The sequence below is a fragment of the Kribbella sp. NPDC023855 genome, from assembly GCF_040639475.1.
Lineage (GTDB): Bacteria > Actinomycetota > Actinomycetes > Propionibacteriales > Kribbellaceae > Kribbella.
Genome location: NZ_JBFAAA010000003.1, coordinates 249,022 through 272,588, shown reverse-complemented (window position 1 = coordinate 272,588; position 23,567 = coordinate 249,022). Strand labels below are relative to the sequence as shown.

Annotated in this window: 17 protein-coding genes; 15 read left to right on the top strand and 2 right to left on the bottom strand. The window is 67.4% G+C overall.

Features of this window, described 5'->3' with window-relative positions; translation table 11 throughout:
- From AB0F51_RS12025 to AB0F51_RS11965, 13 genes are all read left to right on the top strand, one after another.
- Complete coding sequence (locus tag AB0F51_RS12025) at positions 1 to 1,317, top strand: MCE family protein (RefSeq protein ID WP_360277986.1); 1,317 nt, start codon at positions 1 to 3, stop codon at positions 1,315 to 1,317.
- Positions 1,314 to 2,345, top strand: a complete 1,032-nt coding sequence (locus AB0F51_RS12020; RefSeq protein ID WP_360277983.1) for an MCE family protein — start codon at positions 1,314 to 1,316, stop codon at positions 2,343 to 2,345. The genes AB0F51_RS12025 and AB0F51_RS12020 overlap by 4 nt, the downstream gene beginning before the upstream one ends.
- Entirely contained in the window at positions 2,342 to 3,358 is a 1,017-nt protein-coding gene (locus AB0F51_RS12015; protein WP_360277981.1) for an MCE family protein, read from the top strand. Before AB0F51_RS12020 ends, AB0F51_RS12015 begins: the two co-directional genes overlap by 4 nt.
- A complete protein-coding gene (locus AB0F51_RS12010) occupies positions 3,355 to 4,542 on the top strand; it encodes an MCE family protein (RefSeq protein WP_360277978.1) in 1,188 nt (395 codons plus the stop codon). Before AB0F51_RS12015 ends, AB0F51_RS12010 begins: the two co-directional genes overlap by 4 nt.
- Positions 4,539 to 5,780 carry an MCE family protein gene (locus AB0F51_RS12005; protein WP_360277975.1) on the top strand — a complete coding sequence of 414 codons (1,242 nt, stop codon included), beginning with the start codon at positions 4,539 to 4,541 and terminating at the stop codon, positions 5,778 to 5,780. The genes AB0F51_RS12010 and AB0F51_RS12005 overlap by 4 nt, the downstream gene beginning before the upstream one ends.
- Positions 5,777 to 7,069, top strand: a complete 1,293-nt coding sequence (locus tag AB0F51_RS12000; RefSeq protein WP_360277972.1) for an MlaD family protein — start codon at positions 5,777 to 5,779, stop codon at positions 7,067 to 7,069. Before AB0F51_RS12005 ends, AB0F51_RS12000 begins: the two co-directional genes overlap by 4 nt.
- Positions 7,066 to 7,560: a hypothetical protein gene (locus AB0F51_RS11995; RefSeq protein ID WP_360277969.1), complete on the top strand. Its 495-nt coding sequence runs from the start codon at positions 7,066 to 7,068 to the stop codon at positions 7,558 to 7,560. Before AB0F51_RS12000 ends, AB0F51_RS11995 begins: the two co-directional genes overlap by 4 nt.
- A gap of 347 nt (positions 7,561 to 7,907) precedes the next feature.
- The gene (locus tag AB0F51_RS11990; RefSeq protein ID WP_360277966.1) at positions 7,908 to 8,345 is read left to right on the top strand and encodes a hypothetical protein; all 438 of its coding nucleotides are present in this window, start codon (positions 7,908 to 7,910) and stop codon (positions 8,343 to 8,345) included.
- Positions 8,346 to 8,616: 271 nt separating this feature from the next.
- Positions 8,617 to 12,102, top strand: a complete 3,486-nt coding sequence (rpoB, locus tag AB0F51_RS11985) for a DNA-directed RNA polymerase subunit beta (protein ID WP_360277964.1) — start codon at positions 8,617 to 8,619, stop codon at positions 12,100 to 12,102.
- A 68-nt stretch (positions 12,103 to 12,170) separates the two neighbouring features.
- Complete coding sequence (locus AB0F51_RS11980; protein ID WP_360277961.1) at positions 12,171 to 16,031, top strand: DNA-directed RNA polymerase subunit beta'; 3,861 nt, start codon at positions 12,171 to 12,173, stop codon at positions 16,029 to 16,031.
- Positions 16,032 to 16,108: 77 nt separating this feature from the next.
- Entirely contained in the window at positions 16,109 to 16,516 is a 408-nt protein-coding gene (locus AB0F51_RS11975; RefSeq protein ID WP_360277958.1) for a DUF1801 domain-containing protein, read from the top strand.
- Positions 16,517 to 16,747: 231 nt separating this feature from the next.
- Entirely contained in the window at positions 16,748 to 18,298 is a 1,551-nt protein-coding gene (locus tag AB0F51_RS11970; RefSeq protein WP_360277955.1) for a nuclear transport factor 2 family protein, read from the top strand.
- Positions 18,291 to 19,031, top strand: a complete 741-nt coding sequence (locus tag AB0F51_RS11965; RefSeq protein WP_360277952.1) for a maleylpyruvate isomerase family mycothiol-dependent enzyme — start codon at positions 18,291 to 18,293, stop codon at positions 19,029 to 19,031. The genes AB0F51_RS11970 and AB0F51_RS11965 overlap by 8 nt, the downstream gene beginning before the upstream one ends.
- On the opposite strand, the gene AB0F51_RS11960 is transcribed toward AB0F51_RS11965, so the two are convergent.
- Both AB0F51_RS11960 and AB0F51_RS11955 read right to left on the bottom strand, forming a co-directional pair.
- The gene (locus tag AB0F51_RS11960) at positions 19,021 to 20,376 is read right to left on the bottom strand and encodes a DUF1501 domain-containing protein (RefSeq protein WP_360277943.1); all 1,356 of its coding nucleotides are present in this window, start codon (positions 20,374 to 20,376) and stop codon (positions 19,021 to 19,023) included. The genes AB0F51_RS11965 and AB0F51_RS11960 overlap by 11 nt on opposite strands.
- Positions 20,377 to 20,390: 14 nt before the next feature.
- Positions 20,391 to 22,121: a DUF1800 domain-containing protein gene (locus AB0F51_RS11955; protein WP_360277940.1), complete on the bottom strand. Its 1,731-nt coding sequence runs from the start codon at positions 22,119 to 22,121 to the stop codon at positions 20,391 to 20,393.
- A 539-nt stretch (positions 22,122 to 22,660) separates the two neighbouring features.
- Here AB0F51_RS11955 and rpsL point away from each other — a divergent pair.
- On the top strand, positions 22,661 to 23,035 hold the full coding sequence (gene rpsL, locus AB0F51_RS11950) for a 30S ribosomal protein S12 (protein ID WP_012923692.1): 375 nt from the start codon (positions 22,661 to 22,663) through the stop codon (positions 23,033 to 23,035).
- On the top strand, positions 23,035 to 23,505 hold the full coding sequence (gene rpsG / locus AB0F51_RS11945; RefSeq protein WP_012923691.1) for a 30S ribosomal protein S7: 471 nt from the start codon (positions 23,035 to 23,037) through the stop codon (positions 23,503 to 23,505). Before rpsL ends, rpsG begins: the two co-directional genes overlap by 1 nt.
- Positions 23,506 to 23,567: the final 62 nt, after the last annotated feature.

Sequence of the window (23,567 nt, the reverse complement as noted above, 5' to 3'; positions counted from 1 at the left end):
ATGACCAGAAGACTGCTCGGGACCGCGTTCATCGGCATGTTGTGTTTTCTGCTCTGGCTGACCTACGCCTTCTACGCGAAGGTCTTCACCGACACGGTTGACGTGAAACTGCAGACCAGTCACATCGGTCTGCAGCTGAATCGGCACGCGGATGTGAAGTTGCGCGGCATCATCGTCGGTGAGGTGCGGGACGTGTCCACCGACGGCGACTTCGCCACCGTGCATCTGGCGCTGAAGCCGGACCAGGTGAAGGAGATCTCCAGCCAGGTCAGCGCGCGGATCCTGCCCAAGACGCTGTTCGGCGAGAAGTACGTCGCGCTGGTCCCGCCGACCGGTACTGCGGGCCGCGCGATCCGGGCCGGTGACACCATCTCGCGGGACAAGACCGCGGTCGGCATCGAGATCGAGAAGGTGCTGAACGACGCGCTGCCACTGCTGCAGGCGGTCGACCCGGCCGACCTCAACGCGACGCTGAACACGCTGGCGACCGCACTGGAGGGACGCGGCGAGGAGATCGCCGGCACCCTCACCCAGCTCGACAGCTACCTGAAGAAGCTGAACCCCAACGTGCCGAACCTGATCGCCGCGCTGACCAGGCTGACCCAGGTCTCGCAGCTGTACGGCGAGGTCACCCCCGACCTGGTCCGCGCGCTGCGCAACCTGACCATCACCGGCAACACCGTGGTGGAGAAGGAGAAGCAGTTGCAGACGTTCTTCGCCGACGTGCAGACCTTCTCGGCCACCGGGAACACCTTCCTGACGGAGAACGAGGACCGGGTGATCCGGCTCGGCGAGGTGAGCCGGCCGGTGCTCGACCTGCTGGAGAAGTACTCGCCGCAGTTCCCCTGCTTCCTCAAGGTGATGACGGACACGGCGCCGATCCTCAACGACACGTTCCGCGACGGCGCGCTGCACATCAATCTCGAGCTGATCACCAACCAGCCCACGCCGTACCAGCCGAACGAGCTGCCGAAGTACCGGGACCGCCGCGGCCCGACCTGCGTCGGCAAGAACTACAGCCACCCGGGCGAGAAGCCGGGCCCGTACACGCAGGAGAACCCGGCGCCGTACATCACCGGCGACGACGGCGTGATCGGCGACCACAACAAGCTGACCCGCTTCCCGGTCAACCTGCAGCTGAACCGGGCGATGCCCGGCTTCGCGGCGGACACGGGCGGCGCCGGTACGCCGGCCGAGCAGACGGTGATCGACTCCTTCGCCGGCCCCGCGATGGGCGTCCCGGCCGGCGAAGTACCGGATCTGACCACGCTGATGATCGGCCCGCTGGTCCGCGGAGGGCAGGTGAACCTGAAATGAAGTTGCTGGACAAGAAGACCTCGTTCGACACCGTGCGGCTGGCGATCTTCGTCGTGGTCACCACGATCGCGACCGCGCTGCTGGCCGTCACGATCGGCAACATCAGCTTCAACGCGACCACGAAGTACCGGGCCGTGTTCACCGACGTGGTCGGGCTGAACAAGGGCGACGACATCCGGATCGCCGGGGTGAAGGTCGGGCAGGTCGACAAGATCGCGCTCTACCAGGACAAACTCGCGATGGTCAGCTTCAGCGTCGACTCCGACCAGGTGATCGACACCAGCACCCGCGCGACGATGCGGTACCGGAACCTGGTCGGCAACCGCTACATCGCGCTCACCGACGGGGTCGGTGGCGGCACCCGGATGAAGGCGAACGGGATCATCGACCAGAGCCGGACGGCCCCCGCGCTGGACCTGTCGGTGCTGTTCAACGGGTTCAAGCCGCTGTTCACCGCGCTGACGCCCAAGGACGTGAACCAGTTCGCGTTCGAGGTGATCAAGGTGCTGCAGGGTGAGGGCGGCACGATCGAGAGCCTGCTGGCCCGGACGGCGTCGCTGACCACCACTCTGGCCGACTCCGACCAGGTGATCGGCGACCTGATCATCAACCTGACCTCGACGCTGCAGATCGTCTCGCAGCGGCAGCAGAACTTCTCCCAGCTGCTGGTCAACCTGCAGCAGTTCATCACCGGGCTGAGCCAGGACATCAACCCGATCCTCAACTCGGTCGGCTCGATCAACTCGCTGAACACCAAGACGGCCGGCCTGCTGCAGCAGACCCGGGTCCCGCTGAAGGCGGACCTTGACCGGCTGCGCCAGGTGTCGACCACGCTCGACGACACCCAGGCGATCTGGGTCAAGACGCTGCAGAACATGCCCGGCAAGCTCGAGACGATGACCCGGACCGCGTCGTACGGGTCGTGGTTCAACTTCTACCTGTGTGGCTTCGACGGCAACGTCACGCTGCCGCTCGGCACCCGGATCCCGATCAGTCATGACGTCAACTCGGCGAGGTGTGCCAAGTGAAGCCGTTCAGGGAACAGAACCAGGTCACCATCGGGGTGGTCGGCCTGACCGTGCTCGGACTGGTCATGCTGGCCTCGTTCAAGGCGCAGGACCTGCCGCTGATCGGGGGCGGGACCAAGTACTCCGCGCAGTTCTCCGAGGCCGGCGGGCTGAAACCGAAGGACGAGATCCGGGTGGCCGGCGTCCGGGTCGGGCAGGTTCGCAAGGTCGAGCTGGCCGGCACCCACGTCAGGGTCGACTTCGTCGTCGACCGTGGGGTGAAGCTCGGCGACAAGACCGGCGCCGAGATGAAGATCAAGACGCTGCTCGGGCAGAAGTACCTGAAACTCGACCCGGCCGGGGAGGGCGAGCTGAAGGAGGGCTCGGAGATCCCGCTGAGCCGGACGATCTCGGCGTACGACGTCGTCGACGCGTTCACCGATCTGGCCAACACCACCGAGCGGATCGACACCGCCCAGCTGGCCAAGGCGCTGGACACGTTGTCGGCGACCTTCAAGAACACCCCGGAGGAGGTGCGGGCGTCGCTGACCGGGCTGTCCCGGTTGTCGCGTACCGTCGCCAAGCGCGACGAGGAGCTGAAGAAGCTGCTGCAGCACTCCGATGTGGTCACCAAGATCCTTGCCGATCGCAACCAGCAGCTGATCAAGCTGATGAAGGACGGCAACACGGTGTTCCAGGCCGTCCAGGCGCGCCGGGTGCTGATCCACCAGTTGCTCGTCTCGACCCAGAAGCTGTCCGCGCAGATCACCGCGCTGGTCCGGGAGAACCGCAAGGACCTGGCGCCGACGCTGACCAAGGTGAACGCCGTACTGGCCACCCTGCTGAAGAACCAGAACGCGCTGGATGCCAGCATCCGCGGGCTCGCGCCGTACGCGCGGGTCTTCACGAACACGCTCGGTACCGGGCCGTGGTTCGACACGTATGTGCAGAACCTCGTGCCCGTCCCGGAGATCCCGTTGCCGCAGGTGCCACTCGGGTTGCCGCCGATCCTGACCGGAGGTGGCAGCCGATGAAGGTCGCTTCCTTGTCCCGGCTGATTGCCATCGGCGTCGTCCTCGTGGTGCTCGCGGTCAGTCTGATCTCGCTGTGGCCGCAGCCCGAGCGGGTCTCGGCGACGGCGTACTTCCCGCGGGCGGTCAGCATCTATCCGGGCTCCGACGTCCGGATCCTCGGCATCAAGGTCGGCGAGATCGAGAGCGTGACGCCGGCCGGGCGCGCAGTACGGGTGAAGTTCTGGTGGGAGGCCAAGCACAAGGTGCCGGCCAACGCGAAGGCGGTGATCGCGTCGCCGTCGATCGTTGCCGACCGCTACATCCAGCTGACCCCGGCGTACTCCAAGGGCGCCGTGATGGCCGACGGTGCGCAGATCCCGCTGGAACGGACCGCCGTACCGCTCGAGCTCGACCAGATCTACCAGAGCCTCAACGACGTGTCCGTCGCGCTCGGTCCCAAGGGCGCCAACGATCAGGGTGCGCTGTCGCGGCTCCTCGACGTCTCGGCGGCGAACCTGAACGGCCAGGGTGCGAAGCTGAACCAGACGATCACCGACGTGTCGACGTTGACCCAGACGCTGGCGGGCAACTCCAAGAGCCTGTTCAGCACTGTGCGGCAGCTGCAGACCTTCGTGTCCGCGCTGGCCGCCAACGACACCCTGGTGAAGCAGTTCAACGCCAACTTCGCGGCCACGTCGACCACGCTGGCCGGTGAACGCCAAGACCTGGCCGCCGCGCTGTCCACGCTGGCGACGGCACTCGGTGAGGTCGCCGCGTTCGTCAAGGACAACCGCGCGCTGCTCAGGACCACGGTCTCGGGTGCCACCGACATCTCCCAGATCCTGGTCAAGGAGAAGGCCGCGCTGGCCGAGATCATCGACACCGCGCCGCTCGGCCTGGGCAACCTGGCCCGCGTGTACAACCCGCAGTACGGCACGCTCGACCAGCGGATCAACCTGGCCCAGCTGGACGACCCGGCCACCTTCATCTGCTCGCTGCTGCTCCAGGCCAACCAGCCGCTGTCGACCTGCTCGGCGCTCAAGCCGGTCTTCGACGCGTTGCCGAAGCTCCCGCTGCTGAGCAGCGTCACCGGCTCCGGAGGCCCAGCCGGTACGCCGTGGGCTCCCGCCCCCGAGCCCAAGCTGCCGAGGCCTGACCCGGTCGACGAGACGCTCGGCGGCCTGGTTCCTGGAGAGACCCGATGAGGCGGCTCCGCAGTACTGCGCTAGTGGCCGGTGTGGTCGCGATGGCGACCCTCCTGAGCGGCTGCGACTTCAGCGTCTACTCCCTGCCGTTGCCGGGTGGCGCCAAGATCAAGGGGCCGTCGTACACGGTGACGGTGGAGTTCGCCGACGTACTGGACCTGGTGCCGAAGTCCTCGGTGAAGGTGGATGACGTCACCGTCGGCACGGTCGAGAAGGTCTGGCTCGACGGGTACGTCGCCAAGGTCCGGGTCAAGCTGCCGAAGAGCCTCGAGCTGCCGGACAACGCGCGCGCCACGATCCGGCAGACCAGTTTGCTGGGCGAGAAGTTCGTCTCGCTGGCGCAGCCGTCGGGTAGCGAGAAGCCACGCGGCCGGCTCGACAACGGCGAACTGATCCCGCTGTCGCGGACCACCAGCAATGTCGAGGTCGAGCAGGTCCTGTCCGCGCTGTCGCTGCTGCTCAACGGTGGTGGCGTTGCCCAGCTGCAGATCATCACGCAGGAGCTGAACAAGGCGCTGACCGGCAACGAGCCGGCCATCCGCAGCGTGCTGACCCAGCTGAACACGTTCGTCGGCACGCTCGACCAGAACAAGCAGAAGATCGTCACCGCGATCGCCGCCGTCGACCAGCTGGCGAAGAAGCTGAACGCGCAGAAGGCCACGCTGGCGACCGCGATCGACTCGCTGCCGAAGTCGATCGCCACCCTGGACCGGCAGCGCGCCGCACTGGTCAAGACGCTGCAGGCGCTGGCCAGCCTCGGCAACACCGCGACCAGGGTGATCACCGCGTCGCAGAAGGACCTGGTGGCGAACCTGCAGTCGCTCTACCCGATCCTGACCAAGCTCGCCGAGGCCGGTGAGAACCTGCCCAAGTCGCTCGAGCTGTTGCTCACCTACCCGTTCCCCGACGCGGCAGCCAACGCGGTGAAGGGGGACTTCACCAACCTCGAGATCACCCTGGACGTGAACACCCGGAAGGCGTTGCAGGGCATCCTCAACCTGAACCTGCCGAGCACCGGCCTGACGCTGCCGACGCTGCCGATCAACGTGCCGCTGAGCAACCCGCCGAAGTTCCCGACCAGCTCGTCCAGCGGTGGCCTGCCGCCGTTGCCGGTCCCGACCGGGACGGCGACCACCTGCGTCACACTGCTCGGCCTGCCGGTCTGTACGCCGAAGCTGAACCGGTCCGCGTTCGATCCCGAACTCGCGAAGGTCCTGATGCCGGGGGTGGCCAAGTGATCACCAGAACGGTCCGGATCCAGCTGATGGTCTTCCTGCTGATCACCCTGGTCGGCGTCGCCTACGTGGGCGGCAAGTACGCGCAGGTCGACGAGTTGCTGTTCGACGACGACTACACGGTCAGCGCCAGCTTCGCCGAGTCCGGCGGCATCTTCTCCGGCGCCGAGGTGACGTACCGCGGCCAGCCGGTCGGGCGGGTCGGCGAGCTCCGGCTGCTGTCCGACGGCGTCGAGGTCGACCTGGACATCGACAAGAAGACCAAGATCCCGAACGACCTGCTCGCGGTGGTCGCCAACCGGTCCGCGATCGGCGAGCAGTACGTCGACCTGCAGCCGCGGCGCGACAGCGGCCCGTACCTGCAGGACCGCTCCAAGATCTCCCGGCAGAACACGGTCCTGCCGATCGACACCACCGAGCTGCTGCTGAACCTGGACCAGCTGGTGAACTCGGTCGACAAGAAGAGCCTGCAGACGACGGTCAAGGAGCTCGGCGCCGCGCTGCGCGGCAAGGGCACCGACCTGCAGAAGATCATCGACAGCTCCGGCTCGCTGATCAGCGACGCGGACGCGAACATCCTGCAGACGATCAAGCTGATCAACGACGGCAATACCGTGCTTGCCACCCAGGTCGGCAGCGGCGACGCGATCAAGACCTGGGCGAAGAACCTGGCGCTGCTGTCCGACACGCTGGTCAGCTCGGACGCGGACCTGCGCTCGGTGATCGACAACGGCAGCGGTGCCAGCACCCAGCTGACCGCGCTGATCACGGAGAACAAGGCCGACCTCGCGGTGCTGCTGGGTAACCTGCTGACGGTGAGCGAGCTGACCGCAGTACGGCTGGACGCGGTGGAGCAGTTGATGGTGGTCTACCCGGCCGTGTCGATGGGCGGGTACGTCGTACCGGCCAAGGACCCGGGGACCGGGCACTACGACGCGCACTTCGGGCTGGTGCTCGGCTTCAGCCCGCCGGCCTGCCGGGCCGGTTACAACGGGACCGACAAGCGCGTTCCGCAGGACACCACGGGCAAGCCGGCCAACACCAAGGCAGGCTGTACGGCGCCGCCTGGATCGGGAGTCAACGTGCGCGGTGCGCAGAACAAACCGACCCCGTCGTCGCGGGAGGACGCGAACCGGATCGGGTACGGCATCGGGTACGACCCGGCGACGGGGATCGCCGGCGGTAAGGGCGGGATGCCGGAGATGGTGCTCGGCTCGACCGGTGGCCAGGAGGCGTTGCTCGGCAAGGACTCCTGGAAGGCCCTGATCCTCGGACCGGTGAGTGGGGAGTGAAGGCCGCTCGGAAAGGCCCGGTCGTCCTGGCGTGGGCGCTCAGCGTGCTCGTGCTGGTCGCGCTCGTCGGTGCGACGCTGTCGGTGGTCGCCTTGCGTGGTCAGGAGACGCGGAAGAGTGACCGGGAGAGCGCGATGAAGGCGGCGCGGCAGTTGGCGCTGGACTTCACGACGTACAACTACCAGAGCTGGGACGCCGACGCCCAGCGGGTGCTGGACGACTCCACCGGGCAGTTCAAGGAGGAGTTCAAGTCGGCGTCGGACTCGGTGAAGACCGAGGTGACGGCGAACAAGGCGACCTCCAAGGGCGACGTGAAGGAGGCCGCGGTGGTGTCGAACGACAAGGACTCGGCCCAGGTGCTGGTGATCGTGAACGCGGTGGTCACCAACACCGCCTCCAAGGACGGGGTCGAGCGCCGCTACCGGATCAAGCTCGACCTGGTCCGGGAGAAGAACCGCTGGCTCACCGCCGACTTCAAGGTGGTCGGCTGATGCCCCGCCGAATAGCCGGCCAACGCCGCCGCCCAGATGTCAACCCCCAAACCGCCCCAAACAAACCAGTGACTCAGGCCACACCAGAGGCCCTGGAGACCACTCCCGAGCCCTCCGAAACCCCACCGATTGTCACACAGAGTGACGAACCTCAGCCTGAGGAGACCGCGGCGCCGTCCGCGAAGGCGGCCGATTCATCCGCCGCCGAGCCGGAGGCTGAGTCGGCCTCGGCCCCCGCTGAGACGGCTGCCGACCCCGCCTCCGCGTCATCCCCTGAGACGGCCTCTGTGGTTGCTGGGCGGTCGCGGGTTGGGGTGGTGTTGTCGGCGGCTCTGGGGGTGTTGCTGGTGTTGATTTTGGGGTTGACTGGGATTCTTGGGGTTAAGGCTTGGAAGGGGAAAGAGGCGGAGGACGCGCGGGAGCAGGCGGCTGCTGCTGGGCGGAAGGCGGCTGAGACGGCGCTCAGTTATGACTACCGGACGCTCGACAAGAGCTTCGCGGATGCCCGGGCGACGATGACCGCGGACTTCGCCGGCAAGTTCGACGCCACCGCCAAGGTGGCCGGTGAGCTGGCCACCAAGACCAAGGCGACCGTGCGCGCCGAGGTCCGGGAGGTCGGCGTACGGGACGGCGACGCGGACCGGGTCACGCTGATCATCTTCGTCAACCAGACGACCACCAGCACGATCACCCAGGGTAAGCCCCGGGTCGACCTGAACCGGACGAGATTCACGATGGTCCGAAACGGTGGTCAATGGCTGGTCCAGGAGATCGCCGGACTGTAGTCTCTTTGTGACTCCGGAGAGGTCGTGCCGGGTGGCTCGCGGGCTGGTTACCCGCTGGAGAACCCGGGTCGATTCTTGACGGAGAGGGTGGTCCGAAGGCATAGTGTCGGACCCCATTGGACAGGCTTGCCCTGATCGGGTAGCCTATTGCTTTGCGCTGCCTTTAACCGCACCCTTGTTCATCCTCAGAACTTGACGAGGGTCGTTTGGCATGCGCTCCCAGCACCGAAGTGCCAGCACCGAATTTTGCGAGCCCGTGGAAGGACGCCCCTTGGTCGCCTCGCGCAACCCCCAGTCCGACAGCATTACCGACGTTTCCGGCGCACCACGCCGCATCTCCTTCGCAAAGATCTCCGAGCCTCTCGAGGTTCCGGATCTTCTTGCGCTGCAGGTGGACAGTTTCGACTGGCTGGTCGGAAACGAAACCTGGCAGGCCAGGGTGGCCGCCGCCGAGGCGGAGGGACGGACCGATCTGTCCTCCCCGTCCGGCCTGGAGGAGATCTTCGAGGAGATCTCCCCGATCGAGGACTTCAGCGGCACCATGTCGCTGTCGTTCCGCGACCACCGGTTCGAGCCCCCGAAGAACACGGTCGACGAGTGCAAGGAGCGTGACGTCACCTACTCGGCGCCGCTGTTCGTCACCGCCGAGTTCATGAACAACGAGACCGGCGAGATCAAGAGCCAGACCGTCTTCATGGGTGACTTCCCGTTGATGACGCGCAAGGGCACGTTCGTGATCAACGGCACCGAGCGTGTCGTCGTGTCCCAGCTGGTTCGCTCGCCCGGTGTGTACTTCGAGCGCACGCCGGACAAGACGTCGGACAAGGACATCTTCACCGCCAAGATCATCCCGTCGCGCGGTGCGTGGCTGGAGTTCGAGGTCGACAAGCGCGACATGGTGGGCGTGCGGCTGGACCGCAAGCGCAAGCAGAACGTCACCGTGCTGCTCAAGGCGCTCGGCTGGACCGACGCCCAGATCCTCGAGGAGTTCGGCGAGTACGAGTCGATCCGCCTCACCCTGGAGAAGGACCACACCTCCGGGCAGGACGACGCGCTGCTGGACATCTACCGCAAGCTGCGCCCCGGCGAACCGCCGACGCGCGAGGCTGCCCAGGCGCTGCTGGACAACTACTACTTCAACGGCAAGCGCTACGACCTGGCCAAGGTCGGCCGGTACAAGATCAACAAGAAGCTCGGCCGGGACGAGACGCACGACACCGCCGTACTGACGATCAACGACATCGTCGCGACGATCAAGTACCTGGTGGCGCTGCACGAGGGCAAGACCGAGCTGACCGCGCCGCAGGGCGAGATCGTCGTCGAAGAGGACGACATCGACCACTTCGGCAACCGCCGTCTGCGCACGGTCGGTGAGCTGATCCAGAACCAGCTCCGCACCGGCCTGGCCCGGATGGAGCGGGTGGTCCGCGAGCGGATGACGACCCAGGACGTCGAGGCGATCACGCCGCAGACCCTGATCAACATCCGCCCGGTGGTCGCGGCGCTGAAGGAGTTCTTCGGCACCTCGCAGCTGTCCCAGTTCATGGACCAGACCAACCCGATCGCCGGTCTGACCCACAAGCGCCGCCTGTCGGCGCTCGGCCCGGGTGGTCTGTCCCGGGAGCGGGCCGGCTTCGAGGTCCGCGACGTGCACCCGTCCCACTACGGCCGGATGTGCCCGATCGAGACCCCGGAAGGCCCGAACATCGGCCTGATCGGCTCGCTCGCGACGTACGGCCGGGTGAACCCGTTCGGGTTCGTCGAGACGCCGTACCGCAAGGTCGTCGACGGCCGGGTCACCGACCAGGTCGACTACCTGACCGCGGACGAGGAGGACCGGTTCGTCATCGCCCAGGCCAACGCGGCCCTGACCGACGACGACGCGTTCGCCGAGGACCGGGTGCTGGTCCGCCGGCGCCACGGTGAGGTCGAGCTCGTGCTGGTCGACGACGTCGACTACATGGACGTCTCGCCGCGCCAGATGGTGTCCGTCGCCACCGCGATGATCCCGTTCCTCGAGCACGACGACGCCAACCGCGCCCTGATGGGCTCCAACATGCAGCGCCAGGCCGTTCCGCTGATCACCGCGGACGCCCCCCTGGTCGGTACCGGCATGGAGTTCCGCGGAGCGGTCGACGCCGGTGACGTGCTGGTGTCGGAGAAGGCCGGTGTGATCAAGGAGGTCTCGGCCGACCTGATCGAGGTCGCCGCCGACGACGGCACGTACCAGACCTACCGGCTGCAGAAGTTCCGTCGCTCGAACCAGGGCACCTGCATCAACCAGCGTCCGCTGGTCGACGCCGGGCAGCGGGTCGAGGTCGGCTCGCCGCTGGCCGACGGTCCGTGCACGGACGAGGGGGAGATGGCTCTGGGCCGGAACCTGCTCGTCGCGTTCATGCCGTGGGAGGGTCACAACTACGAGGACGCGATCATCCTCAGCCAGCGCGTCGTGCAGCAGGACCTGCTGACCTCGATCCACATCGAGGAGCACGAGGTCGACGCCCGCGACACCAAGCTCGGCCCGGAGGAGATCACCCGCGACATCCCCAACGTCTCCGACGAGATGCTGGCGGACCTGGACGAGCGGGGCATCATCCGGATCGGCGCCGAGGTCACCACCGGTGACATCTTGGTCGGCAAGGTCACGCCCAAGGGTGAGACCGAGCTGACCCCGGAGGAGCGGCTGCTGCGCGCGATCTTCGGTGAGAAGGCGCGCGAGGTGCGCGACACCTCGCTGAAGGTGCCGCACGGTGAGAACGGAACCGTCATCGGGGTCCGCGTCTTCGACCGCGACAACGGCGACGAACTGCCGCCGGGCGTGAACCAGCTGGTCCGCGTGTACGTCGCGCAGAAGCGCAAGATCTCCGTCGGTGACAAGCTCGCCGGACGCCACGGCAACAAGGGCGTCATCTCGAAGATCCTGCCGGTCGAGGACATGCCGTTCATGGAGGACGGCACCCAGGTCGACATCATCCTGAACCCGCTGGGCGTGCCCGGCCGGATGAACGTCGGCCAGGTGCTCGAGACCCACCTCGGCTGGGTTGCCAGCCGCGGCTGGAAGGTCGACCCGGACAACACCGAAGAGTGGGCCCAGCGACTGATCAAGATCGGCGCCGGCGAAGCCGAGCCGTTCACGAACGTCGCCACCCCGGTCTTCGACGGCGCGCGGGAGGAAGAGGTTACCGGCCTGCTCGGCTCGACCCTGCCGAACCGTGACGGCGACCGGATGGTCGACAGCACCGGCAAGGCGAACCTGTTCGACGGCCGCTCGGGTGAGCCTTTCCCGCAGCCGGTCGGCGTCGGTTACATGTACATGCTGAAGCTGCACCACCTGGTGGACGACAAGATCCACGCCCGCTCGACCGGTCCGTACTCGATGATCACCCAGCAGCCGCTGGGTGGTAAGGCGCAGTTCGGTGGTCAGCGGTTCGGCGAGATGGAGGTGTGGGCCCTCGAGGCCTACGGTGCCGCCTTCGCGCTGCAGGAGCTGCTCACCATCAAGTCCGACGACGTCGTCGGTCGCGTCAAGGTGTACGAAGCGATCGTCAAGGGCGAGAACATCCCGGAGCCGGGTATCCCGGAGTCCTTCAAGGTTCTGGTCAAGGAAATGCAGTCCCTGTGTCTGAACGTGGAAGTGCTCTCGTCCGACGGAAGCCGGGTCGAGATGCGGGACAGCGAAGAAGACGTCTTCCGCGCTGCGGAAGAACTGGGAATCGACCTGTCCCGGCGTGAGCCGAACAGCGTCGAGGAGGTCTGAGCGGGTTGCCGCTTGAGATCAACAGCCAACTCACTCAGACCATTTTTACAATCGGGAGATAACACATCGTGCTCGACGTGAACTTCTTCGACGAGCTTCGGATCGGCCTGGCGACCGCGGATGAAATCCGCCAGTGGTCGCACGGCGAGGTCAAGAAGCCCGAGACGATCAACTACCGGACGCTCAAGCCTGAGCGTGACGGTCTGTTCTGCGAGAAGATCTTCGGTCCCACCCGGGACTGGGAGTGCTACTGCGGTAAGTACAAGCGCGTTCGCTTCAAGGGCATCATCTGCGAGCGGTGTGGCGTCGAGGTCACCCGCTCCAAGGTGCGCCGCGAGCGGATGGGCCACATCGAGCTGGCCGCGCCGGTCACCCACATCTGGTACTTCAAGGGTGTCCCGTCGCGACTCGGCTACCTGCTCGACCTCGCCCCGAAGGACCTGGAGAAGGTCATCTACTTCGCGGCGTACATGATCACCGACGTCGACGACGAGGCGCGGCACCGCGACCTCTCGTCGTTGGAGGGCCGGACCGATGTCGAGCGCAAGCAGCTCGAGAGCCGGCGTGACAACGACATCGAGGCGCGGCTGAAGAAGCTCGAGGAGGACCTCGCCCAGCTCGAGGCCGAGGGCGCGAAGGCCGACGTTCGCCGCAAGGTGAAGGAAGGCGCCGAGCGTGAGGTCAAGCAGCTGCGCGACCGTGCGCAGCGCGAGATCGACCGCCTCGACGAGGTGTGGAGCAGGTTCAAGAACCTCAAGGTCCAGGACCTGGAGGGCGACGAGATCCTGTACCGCGCCATGAAGGAGCGGTTCGGCAAGTACTTCGAGGGCGCGATGGGTGCCGCCGCGATCCAGCGGCGCCTGGAGACCTTCGACCTCAAGGCCGAGGCAGCCAGCCTGCGCGAGACGATCAAGACCGGTAAGGGCCAGCGCAAGACGCGGGCACTGAAGCGGCTCAAGGTCGTCACCGCGTTCCTGGCCACCAACAACAGCCCGATGGGTATGGTCCTGGACTGCGTCCCGGTCATCCCGCCGGACCTGCGGCCGATGGTCCAGCTCGACGGTGGCCGGTTCGCCACCTCCGACCTGAACGACCTGTACCGCCGGGTGATCAACCGCAACAACCGGCTCAAGCGCCTGCTCGACCTGGGTGCGCCGGAGATCATCGTCAACAACGAGAAGCGGATGCTGCAGGAGGCCGTCGACGCACTGTTCGACAACGGCCGTCGTGGCCGTCCGGTCACCGGCCCGGGCAACCGGCCGCTGAAGTCGCTGTCCGACATGCTCAAGGGCAAGCAGGGCCGGTTCCGTCAGAACCTGCTCGGCAAGCGCGTCGACTACTCGGGCCGCTCCGTCATCGTGGTCGGCCCGCAGCTGAAGCTGCACCAGTGTGGTCTGCCGAAGGCGATGGCACTGGAGCTCTTCAAGCCGTTCGTGATGAAGCGGCTGGTCGACCTCAACCACGCGCAGAACATCAAGTCCGCCAAGCGGATGGTCGAGCGTCAGCGCGCCCAGGTCTGGGACGTGCTGGAAGAGGTCATCACCGAGCACCCCGTGCTGCTGAACCGCGCGCCTACCCTGCACCGACTGGGTATCCAGGCGTTCGAGCCGCAACTGATCGAGGGCAAGGCGATCCAGATCCACCCGCTCGTCTGCTCCGCGTTCAACGCGGACTTCGACGGTGACCAGATGGCGGTGCACCTGCCGCTGTCGGCCGAGGCGCAGGCCGAGGCCCGGATCCTGATGCTGTCGACGAACAACATCCTGAAGCCTGCTGACGGCCGTCCGGTCACGATGCCGACCCAGGACATGATCATCGGCATCTACTTCCTGACCATGCTGAAGGAAGGCGCCCTCGGTGAGGGTCGCGCGTTCAGCTCGCTGGCCGAGGCGCTGATGGCCTTCGACCGCGGCGAGCTGTCGCTGCAGGCGAAGATCACGCTGCGGCTGTCCGAGGCCGGCGCGCCGGCCGGAGCGGCCGAGCGCCCGAACGGTGGGTTCTCCCTGGAGACCACGCTGGGTCGCGCCCTGTTCAACGAGGCGCTGCCGAGCGACTACACCTTCGTGGACACCGAGGTCGGCAAGAAGCAGCTGGGCTCGATCGTCAACGATCTGGCCGAGCGCTACTCCAAGGTCCAGGTGGCGAACTGCCTGGACGCGCTGAAGGACCTCGGTTTCCGCTGGGCCACCCGTTCCGGTGTCACGGTGTCGATCGACGACTTCAGCACGCCGCCGAGCAAGCCCGAGATCATGGCTCGCTACGAGTCGCAGGCCGAGAAGGTCCAGAAGCAGTTCGAGCGGGGTCTGATCACCTCGTCCGAGCGGCGGCAGGAACTGATCGAGATCTGGACCGGCGCGAACGCCGAGGTCGGTAAGGCCATGGAGGAGAACTTCGCCAAGGCCAACCCGATCTGGATGATGGTCCACTCGGGTGCCCGAGGCAACATGATGCAGATCCGGCAGATCGCCGGTATGCGTGGTCTGGTGGCCAACCCGAAGGGCGAGATCATCGCCCGGCCGATCAAGTCCAACTTCCGCGAGGGCCTGTCGGTGGTCGAGTACTTCATCGCCACCCACGGTGCTCGTAAGGGTCTTGCCGACACCGCGCTGCGGACCGCCGACTCGGGGTACCTGACCCGTCGTCTGGTGGACGTGTCGCAGGACGTCATCATCCGCGAGGAGGACTGCGGTACCGAGCGCGGCCTGCCGAAGAAGATCGGCGAGAAGGGTCCGGACGGCAAGGTCGTGCACGCCGAGAACGTGGAGACCAGCGCCTACGCACGGACGCTGGCCACCGACGTCTCGGGTGCGGACGGCACCGTCGTACTGACGGCCGGCAGCGACCTGGGCGACGTCTCGATCGCCAAGCTGGTCGAGGCCGGGGTCGAGGAGGTCAAGGTCCGCTCCGTGCTGACCTGTGACGCCAAGACCGGTACCTGCGCGAAGTGCTACGGCCGTTCGCTGGCGACCGGCAAGCCGGTCGACATCGGTGAGGCCGTCGGCATCATCGCGGCGCAGTCCATCGGTGAGCCGGGTACGCAGCTGACGATGCGGACCTTCCACACCGGTGGTGTCGCGGGTGATGACATCACCCACGGTCTGCCGCGTGTCGTCGAGCTCTTCGAGGCCCGTCAGCCCAAGGGCAAGGCGCCGATCGCCGAGGCGGCCGGCCGGATCGCGATCGAGGACACCGACAAGACCCGGAAGCTGGTGCTCACCCCGGACGACGGTTCCGAGGAGGTCGCCTACCCGGTGTCGAAGCGTGGCCGGTTGCTGATCGAGGACGGTCAGCACGTCGAGGTCGGTCAGCAGCTGACACAGGGTACGCCGGACCCGCAGGAGGTTCTGCGGATCCTGGGCATCCGCAAGGCGCAGGAGCACCTGGTGGACGAGGTCCAGGAGGTGTACCGGTCGCAGGGTGTGGCCATCCACGACAAGCACATCGAGATCATCGTCCGGCAGATGCTGCGCCGGGTCACGGTGATCGAGTCCGGCGAGGCGAACCTGCTGCCGGGTGAGCTGGCGGACCGGCTGATGTTCGAGGCCGAGAACCGTCGCGTCGTGGCCGAGGGCGGTACGCCGGCCTCGGGTCGTCCGGTGCTGATGGGTATCACCAAGGCGTCGCTCGCGACCGAGTCGTGGCTGTCGGCCGCCTCCTTCCAGGAGACGACCCGGGTCCTGACCGAGGCCGCGATCCACGGCAAGTCCGACTCGCTGGTCGGTCTGAAGGAGAACGTCATCATCGGAAAGCTGATCCCGGCCGGTACCGGTATGGACCGTTACCGCAACATCCGGGTGGAGCCCACCGAGGAGGCGAAGGCCGCGATGTACTCGATGGTCGGCTACGAGTCGTACGACTACGACTTCGGCCCGTCCGCCGGGCAGTCGGTCCCGCTCGACGACTTCGACCTGGGCTCGTACCAGAACTGAAGTCCCGCAGTACCTGCCGAGGGCGGCACCCCCACCAGGGGGTGCCGCCCTCGCGGCGTTGGGGGCACGATGACCAGATGGCCGAGAACAAGACCACCCGGACCGACGCCTCCGTCGAGGACTTCCTCGCCACGGTTCCCGAACCGCGCCAGTCCGATGCGCGGGAGCTGACCACGCTGCTGACGGAGCTGGCCGGCTGCCGGCCCGCCCTCTGGGGCGACGCGATCATCGGGTTCGGCGAGCGCCACCTGGTCTACCCGAGCGGCCGGGAGCTCGACTGGTTCGAGATCGGCTTCTCACCCCGCAAGACCTCGCTGACGCTCTATCTGACCGAGGGCTTCGACCGGTACGCCGAGTTGCTGGCGCGGCTGGGACCGCACAAGCACACCGTCTCCTGCCTCCACCTCAAGCGGCTCGCCGACGCTGATCGCGACGTACTCACCGAGCTCCTGGCCGGTTCGATCGCGGCTGTCCGCGCGAGCTGAGCGCGGCTCCCCGGCGCGAGCTGATCGTGGCCGCTCGGGAAAGCTGATTGTGGTCTCTCATCGGGGGCTTTGGAGGGCTCGTTGCTCTTGGCAACCAGGGGGGGAGGGGGCTGGATCGACGTAGTTGCAGGGGTTGCCGGTGTTGCTGGTGTGACTAGCGGTCGGCTGTGTTCGGGTGGCTGCGGAGTGTTGCGAGGGGTCGGCGTGGAAGTGTCGGCGGGATGCGCGAAGATGACGCGTATGACGGACCTCCCGGCCTACCTGCAACCGTTCGTGCTGGACGTCGAGCAGGGTGCGGAGCGCCGCGTGGACCGGGTCGGCCAGGTCGACTTCTATCGGCCTACAGGCGCGGCCCGGACCGGCGCGATCCTGTTGGTCCACGGGGGTCCTGGGCCGGCTGATCTCGAGGTGCAGCCGAGGGACTGGCCCGTCTACCAGGGGTACGCCGCAGCCATCGCTGAACGCGGTCAGGTGGCCGTCACCGTCGACCACAGCCTGATCCGCGGACTCGACCAACTGACCGCCGCCGCGGACGACGTGGAGGCCGCTGTCGGCCTGCTGCGCGCGGATCCCCAGGTCGATCCGAGCCGCGTGGTGCTGTGGTTCTTCTCCGGTGCCGGCCTGCTGGCGGGGGAGTGGTTGGACAGCCGCCCCGACTGGCTCCGCGCCGTCGCCCTGACCTACCCCCTACTCGCCACTCCGCCCGGTGTCGACGAACTGGTTTCCGCCGCCGAAGTGATCGGCAAACACAAGGACCTGCCGGTGCTGCTCACGAGAGTCGGCCGCGAGCGCGAAGAGCTCGCCCGACCGGTGGCGGAGTTCGTCTCCGCCGGTGGCGCCGCGCTGGACATCATCGACGTACCGAAAGGGCAACACGGCTTCGACATGCTCGACCACAGCGAAGAGTCCCGCGCCGCGGTGACCAAGGCCCTCGACTGGGCCATCGCCCACCTGGGCGAAGACCCCACCAGCCAGCTCCCCATCCCCAGCACCACCATCCCAGCACCCCAAGCCACCAAAGTGGGCCTGGTCCCAGCCCCCACCCCCCGCGCCGCCGGAACCACCCGAACCGCCACCCCGCGCACAGGCGCCACCCGAGCCCCCGCAGACACCCCGGCGACAACCTCCGGCGAGCCGGCAAGCCAGTCCGCCGCAAGCAGCACAGCCACCACCACCCGCCCAGCGGGCACCAGCGGCGCAGCCGCGTCGACCACGGCGACGGGCGTTGCGGACGCTGCAACCAGCGCGAGCGGCTCAGCCGCCTCAGCTACTGCGACCCGCACGGCGGACGCTGGAACCGGCGCTGCCGGCGCGGCCGCATTGTCCGGGGCGACCAGCGCCGGCGCCTCGGCTTCCACGGCCGGCGCTGCCGGCGCAGTGGACGTGGGCGAGGAGGCTGCCGGGCCCGCCGGCCGGCAGGCTTCGGGTGCTACGGCTGCGGTGAGTTTGCCTGTGGAGACTGCTGCTTCTCGGGTTGTGGGGCGGGAGCATGTGGCGTACGACGCGCATGATCTGGAGGCGTTTCTGGCGATGTACTCGCCGACCGCGCAGCTCCAGCTTCCGGATGGCACGGTGATGCGGGGGAGGCGGTCATTGCGTGAGTACTACCGGCCGCAGTTCGAGGCGGGGCAGTGCAAGAGCGAGCTGATCCAGCGGATGCTGGTCGGTGACTGGGTGGTCGAGCAGTCGATCACCCATGGCTCCGACCAGGGTCCGACTCCGACGATCACGCTGTACCACGTGCAAGAGGGGCTGATCACCGAGGTCCGGTTCCTTGCCTGACGGTCTCGATCATCTCGAGCAGTTCGAGCGCGTCGCGGCCGAGCTGGCGGAGGCCTTCGCGGCCACCGATCCAGCGGCCGCGGTGCCGAACTGCCCGGGCTGGACCATCGCCGACCTCGCCCTGCATGTCGGCACCGGTCAGCGCTGGGCCGCTTCGATCCTGCTCAGCGGCACCGCCCAGCGCGAGCCGAAGGTGCTCCGCGGCACGGCCTCCTGGTCCGACTGGTACGCCGGGACGTCGGCCGCCCTGATCGCTGCGATCAAAGCGGTCGATCCCGACGAGCCCTGCTGGAACTTCGCTCCGGTCGACCAGTACGCCGGCTTCTGGGTCCGGCGGCGCCTGCACGAAACAGTCGTCCACCTCGTCGATGCCCGGCAGGCCACGGCACCCGAGGCAGACCCCGGCATCCCGCCGGCCGTCGCGGCCGACGGAGTGGACGAGGTGTTCGGCGTCTTCCTGCCCCGCATGCTGCAGCGCGGCTTCCCAGCCGCGGTCGACGCCCCAGTCGGCGTACGGGCCGTCGACACCGGCGACGAGTGGACGCTGACCCCCACCACCGAAGGCCAGCCACCGCAGTTCCATCGCGGCGAGGCGCAAGGCGCCGCAGTAGTCTTCGGTACCGCGCAAGACCTCCTGCTGGCCTTGTGGCGACGCCTCCCTGCGGACCGCCTGACCGTCGAGGGCGACCCGCATGCAGCCGCAGGCCTCCTGACCGGCAAGGTCACGCCATGACGCCGAGGGGCGACGGCTTCCAGCCCGGGAAGACCTTGGCCGCCTGAGCTGCACTGAGCCCGAGCCGGCCCATCACTACCTCCGACAACAGGTCGCGGTAGTCGTTGGTGCCGGGCACATCGCCCTGATCCAGTACGCCGGGCGCCAACCCCTCCCAGCGCCCGTGCACACCACCCTTGACGCCGCCACCGAGCACCAGGGCGACCCCACCGTGCCCATGGTCCGTACCGCTGTTGGCGTTCTGCCCGACCCGTCGGCCGAACTCGCTCATGGTGACCACCGTGGTCTTGTCCAGGTCGGGCCCCAGCTCAGCGGCGAAGGCGGCCAGTGCGCCCGCCACTGTCTTCAGCGAGTTGGTCATGTCGCCGCCGTCGACCGTGCCGAGGTCTGTGTGCATGTCCCAGCCACCCAGGTCGACAGTGGCCACTCGTACGCCGGCCTTCGCCTTGATCAGCTGCGCAAGCGTCGCTAGGGCCGCACCGAAGTCCCCATCCGGGTAGCCGCGCTCCTTGGCCGGCTTCTGCTGCTGCTTGGCGTAGCTCTGCGCCGAAGCCGCCGCCTGCAAGGCATCCAGCCCCTGCGCACCCAGTGGGTGGTCGATCCCGGTGTAGAGCGTCTCCAGAGCCGCCAGTGTCTGTGGCGCGACCCCGTCGATGCCCTTGACGGTGAAGTCCTTCAGTGAGGTCAACATGACCGGGTCGGAGTTCCCCAGCAACGCCCGGCTCATCCGGGCGCCGATCCCCAGCCCCCGGAACGTAGTACCGGGTCCTAGCTCCTGGAGGACTCTGTCGAGCCAGCCGGACTGCACGGGCGATCGGGCCGCACCACCGCGTTCCAGGCAGTCCTGGGCCTGGAAGTGGCTACGTGTCAGGTCTGGTGTCGACACAGCCGGTACTGCGGCCAGCCGTCCCGCCGTCATGAGTGGCAGCAGCGGCGCCATCGCGGGATGCATCCCGAAGCCACGCTGCACGTTGAGCAGAGAAGCGGCCCGTACTGCGATCCCTGGCCGCGCCTTGAGCAGCTCGGGATCATCGGCCGGCACCAGTACCGACAACCCGTCCATGCCACCTCGCAGGAACACCACGACCAAGGTGCCGCCGGGATCGACGTTGGGCGCCGCCCACGAGACGCGCGTGGTCACCAGTTGCGTCGCGGCAACCCCGACACCAAGTCCCCCGGCCAGCAGGCGACGCCGAGTGAAGCCCTTGCTCCACTGCTCTTGTCTGTCTGTCGCATCGGACGTGACAGCCGCAGCCTGTGCTCGCAGTACGGCGTCTGCCGGTGTCGGGCCGAGCCGTCGCCAGTCCGGGCAGTCGGGGTGCAGCGAGGCGAGTGTGTCTTCCATGAGTCGGTGCTCCTTCAACGGACCAGGAACTGCGGGGAGTCGAGAACCAGCGCGATCACATGTCCCGCCTGCCACTCCATCCGCCCCTGGTCGACCCGGGAGGTGAGCTTGGCCTGAACAAACGTCGACAGGGCCGTGCGCTGCCGGGTATCCGGGCGCTGGCCAATCAGCCGCTCTCCCAGCCGGTCGAACCACTCCCGGTAGGTGTCACCCTTACGAGGGCGCAGCGCGGTCGGCAGCTTCTCCTGCTTCAGCCCCTCCCACCAGCCGTGCGACAGTGCGCGGTGCATGGACCAGCGCTCCAGCAGCTGTCCCGCGGACGCCCAGGCCGGTGCGACGTCCGGGTAGCCGTTGGGGGAGGGCCAGGCCAGTGGTGCATGGCCCAGGTTCGTCAGCTGCCAGTAGACGGCCTCCAACCCTTTGGCGGTGGTCGGCCCGAACGGCAGGTCGAGTGCGCGGGCACTGCTCACCACATCTTCCAGCGGCCGTTTCGTCTTGCTGCCAAGGGAGTTCCAGAACTCACTGCTGCGGAACAGCGCAGTCAGCATCGGCAGGATGGCGGTGTTGTTGCGCAGGTAGATCTGCGCCAGCCGGTTGACCAGCTCGGCCGGGGGAGAGTCGTCGACGAACCGTACGACGAGCTTGCGCGCGATGGTCCGCGCAGTCGCCGGGTGTGTGGCCAGGTAGTCGAGATAGCGGTCGCCGGTGGCCAGACCGCCCTTGGCCGAGCTGTTGGCCGCAGACCAGTCGAGCACCTTCACCCTGCCAGTGCGGTGCTTGTCAGCGACGTACTCGAAGGCGCCTTCCTTGGTAGCGCCGCGGCCGCTCAGTACGTAGGCACTAGCCCGCACGTCCTTCTCCGTATACCCCGAGGACACTCCAACGGTGTGCAGCTCCAGCAGCTCACGCCCGAGGTTCTCGTTGACGCTGTCGCGGGTCGAGGCGTCGTTGTCCAGATAGCGCAGCATCGCCGGATGCCGCATCGCGGCCTTCAGCATGTCGCTGTACCGGCCGAACGCGTGCCGCCGGATCACCGCCACCGCGTACTGCGGCGCGACGTCCCAGCCCCGGTCCGACGGCGTCGCCACGTGCAGGTGGTTGGCGAAGACGTCCACCACCACCTCGAAGAGCTGCCGGCTGCCGAACATCTGGCGGCCCAGGGTCGCTATCCCGGTGTGGAACATCGCCTCCCAGGAGTACTCGTCGATCGACCGCCGAATGGTGGCCGGATCGGCACCGGCCAGGGCGAGAGCGCGCCAGGCCTGGTCACCGGCCGGATCCTTGGCGACCGGCGACAGTTGCGCCGCCAGCCACTTGTCGATCCCCAGCCGCTCCAGCTCGCGTACGTCGGCAGGGCGCGGGCCGAAGGTCGCCCGGTTCAGCAGATGCCGGCGGGCCTGGGCGTCGGTCAGCGGCCCGCCCTTGCTGATCAGCACGCCGGGGGAGGTGCGACCCGCTTTGGCAGCGGCCGCATAGCCGGCGTACTCCTGTGGCTTGCCGGTCACCTTGGGCTTCTTCGAGCCCTTGCCGGCGACGAAGCTGGAGTCGCGGTCCTCGTCGACGGTCGCGAGACTCGGCTGCTGGGCGACGCGGGCCCGGCCGGCCGTAGTACTGGCTGGGTCCTTCGGGGTCTCGGCGGCCAGAACACGGTTCCGGAGAGTGTCCGGGCGGCTCAGGATCTCGGCTGCCAGCCCGCCGGCGGCCAGGGTGCCTGCGACGGCACCGATGGCCGCCCGGCGAGCCACCGGCGACAGGGTCCTTGGGGCGGAAGGACCCGGCGGCGGCTGGGTGTCCGCGGTGAGGCGGGGACGGTTCGGGGGGACGGGACCGTGTTCCACGAGGGGGTTCTCCAGGCGCGGGCGGTGGCTACGACAAGCTCCCCGTTATCAGGTCGTTACACCTGACGGGCGTGACTATGCCGCAAAGTCCGGCGCCGCGGTCCGGTCCGGCCGGACTTTTACCGCGATCAGACATTTCGCCTGGTTATGGCCGCGTCGAGAGTGCCGTCGCGCGTCGGGTAGACTGGCAGTGCGGCTGCGCCTCTGCAGCGCTCGGTGTTCTGTTTTGACCGTGCTAGAGGCAGCCGCTAGTCTTAACGATCGTGCCCGGGTCATCCTGGGCCGTCATGCGTGCCCCTCGTATTCCGGGACAGCGCGCGTGGCACGGGACTTGCTCCGACAGTCAGAAAGTTTATGACTCCGGCGTGCCTGTGCCCACGCGACACACCCGACCGCGGGGGTCAGGCGCGCAGCAACCGACCGGACGACAGAAAGAGACCTACGCGGTGCCCACCATTCAGCAGCTGGTCCGCAAGGGCCGCCAGGACAAGGTGTCGAAGAACAAGACGCCGGCCCTGAAGGGTTCCCCTCAGCGTCGTGGTGTTTGCACGCGCGTTTACACGACGACTCCGAAGAAGCCGAACTCCGCGCTCCGCAAGGTTGCCCGTGTCCGCCTCACCAGCGGCATCGAGGTCACCGCCTACATCCCGGGCGTCGGCCACAACCTGCAGGAGCACTCGATCGTGCTCGTGCGTGGCGGTCGTGTGAAGGACCTCCCGGGTGTCCGGTACAAGATCATCCGCGGTTCGCTCGACACCCAGGGTGTGAAGAACCGGAAGCAGGCTCGCAGCCGGTACGGCGCGAAGAAGGAGAAGAGCTAATGCCGCGCAAGGGTCCCGCCCCGAAGCGGCCGGTCATCATCGACCCGGTCTACAGTTCGCCGCTCGTCACCCAGTTGATCTCCAAGATCCTGGTGGACGGCAAGAAGCAGATCGCGCAGAGCATCGTCTACACCGCCCTCGAGGGCACCCGGACGAAGACGGGCACCGACCCGGTCATCACGCTCAAGCGCGCCCTGGACAACGTGAAGCCCAGCATCGAGGTGAAGAGCCGCCGCGTCGGTGGTGCCACCTACCAGGTGCCGATCGAGGTCAAGCCCGGTCGCTCGACCACGCTCGCCCTGCGCTGGCTCACGTCGTACTCCCGGGCCCGTCGCGAGAAGACGATGGCCGAGCGCCTGATGAACGAGATCCTGGACGCGTCCAACGGTCTCGGTGCGTCGGTGAAGCGCCGCGAGGACACGCACAAGATGGCCGAAGCCAACAAGGCTTTCGCCCACTACCGCTGGTGAGCCGGGGCCCGTTCCGGGCCCCCGCGTTCACTCTTTTGAAGCTAGACAGAAGCGAGAGGTAG